The sequence below is a fragment of the Streptomyces cacaoi genome, assembly GCF_006539165.1.
Lineage (GTDB): Bacteria > Actinomycetota > Actinomycetes > Streptomycetales > Streptomycetaceae > Streptomyces > Streptomyces cacaoi.
This window is the reverse complement of sequence record NZ_BJMM01000161.1, coordinates 1-1,558: the sequence shown is the minus strand read 5'-3', so window position 1 is coordinate 1,558 and position 1,558 is coordinate 1. Positions and strand designations below refer to the sequence as shown.

The following is a 1,558-nucleotide window of genomic DNA, read 5'->3' as shown; positions in this document are numbered from 1 at the left end:
TGGCGTGTCCTCGCCGGAGGACCTGTGGCGCCTCGTCACCGACGGCGTCGACGCGATCTCTCCGTTCCCTGACGACCGCGGCTGGGAAGCGTTCCCGGACCACGACGACCACTCCCGCCTCGGCGGATTCCTCGACGGCGCCGCGGACTTCGACCCCGGCTTCTTCGGCATCTCCCCGCGCGAAGCCCTCGCCATGGACCCCCAGCAGCGGCTCACCCTCGAACTCTCCTGGGAAGCGCTCGAACGCGCCGGAATCGACCCCACGACCCTGAAGGGCAGCCGCACCGGGGTCTTCGCCGGCGTCATGTACCACGACTACCCGGGCAGCGACGGCAACGGCAGCGTCGTCTCCGGCCGGGTCTCCTACAAGCTCGGACTCGAAGGACCCGCGCTCTCCGTCGACACCGCCTGCTCCTCCTCGCTGGTGGCGCTCGACCTCGCGGTCCGCTCCCTGCGGCAGGGCACCTCGTCGCTGGCCGTCACGGGCGGCGTGACGGTGATGGCGACACCGGGCGTGTACGCCGAGTTCGGCCGGCAGGGAGCCCTCGCCGCCGACGGCCGGTGCAAGTCCTTCGCCTCCGCCGCGGACGGCACCGGGTTCTCCGAAGGCGCCGGGTTCCTGATCGTGGAACGGCTCTCGGACGCCGTCCGCAACGGACACCCCGTGCTGGCCGTCGTCCGCGGTTCAGCCGTCAACCAGGACGGCGCGAGCAACGGCCTCACCGCACCCAACGGACCCGCCCAGCGCCGTGTGATTCAGCAGGCACTCGCCGACGCGGGCCTGTCGGCCGGGGACGTGGACGCGGTGGAGGCGCACGGCACGGGGACGACGCTGGGCGACCCGATCGAGGCCCAGGCGCTCCTGGCGACCTACGGGCAGGGCAGGGACGAGGAGCGTCCGCTGTTGCTGGGGTCGGTGAAGTCGAACATCGGTCATACGCAGGCCGCCGCCGGTGTGGCGGGCGTCATCAAGATGGTGATGGCGATGCGGCACGGTGTGCTGCCGTCCACGCTCCACGTCGACGAACCCTCCGCCAAGGTGGACTGGACAACCGGTGCGGTGCGGCTGGTCACCGAGAGCGCCGAGTGGCCCCGCACGGACCGGCCCCGACGGGCAGCGGTCTCGTCCTTCGGTATCAGCGGCACCAACGCGCACGTCATCGTCGAACAGGCGCCGCACACGGCAACCGGAGACGAGAACCGTCCGGAGGAAGCACCGGTGCCGGCCGCCCTGCCCTGGCTGCTGTCCGCGCGGGACGAAGCCGCGCTGGCGGCACAGGCACGACGCCTGCTGACCCGACTGACCGACTCCGACGACCGCCCGGAGGACGTGGCCTTCTCCCTCGCGACGACCCGCGCCGCCTTCGCACACCGCACCGCCGTCGTCGGCTCGGCACGGGACGAACTGCTCAGGGGCCTGGAGGCCCTCGCCCAGGAGCAGGGAGAGACCGTCACGGACACCGTGAGCGAAGGACTCACCGCGTTCCTGTTCTCGGGCCAGGGTGCCCAGCGTCTGGGTATGGGCCGTGAGTTGTATGAGCGGTTCGGTGTGTTCGCT

Annotated in this window: 1 protein-coding gene; it reads left to right on the top strand. The window is 71.6% G+C overall.

Annotation, left to right across the window (positions count from 1 at the left end; all coding sequences use genetic code 11):
* On the top strand, positions 1–1,558 hold a 1,558-nt coding region (locus SCA03_RS34725), incomplete at both ends, for a type I polyketide synthase (protein ID WP_141275900.1).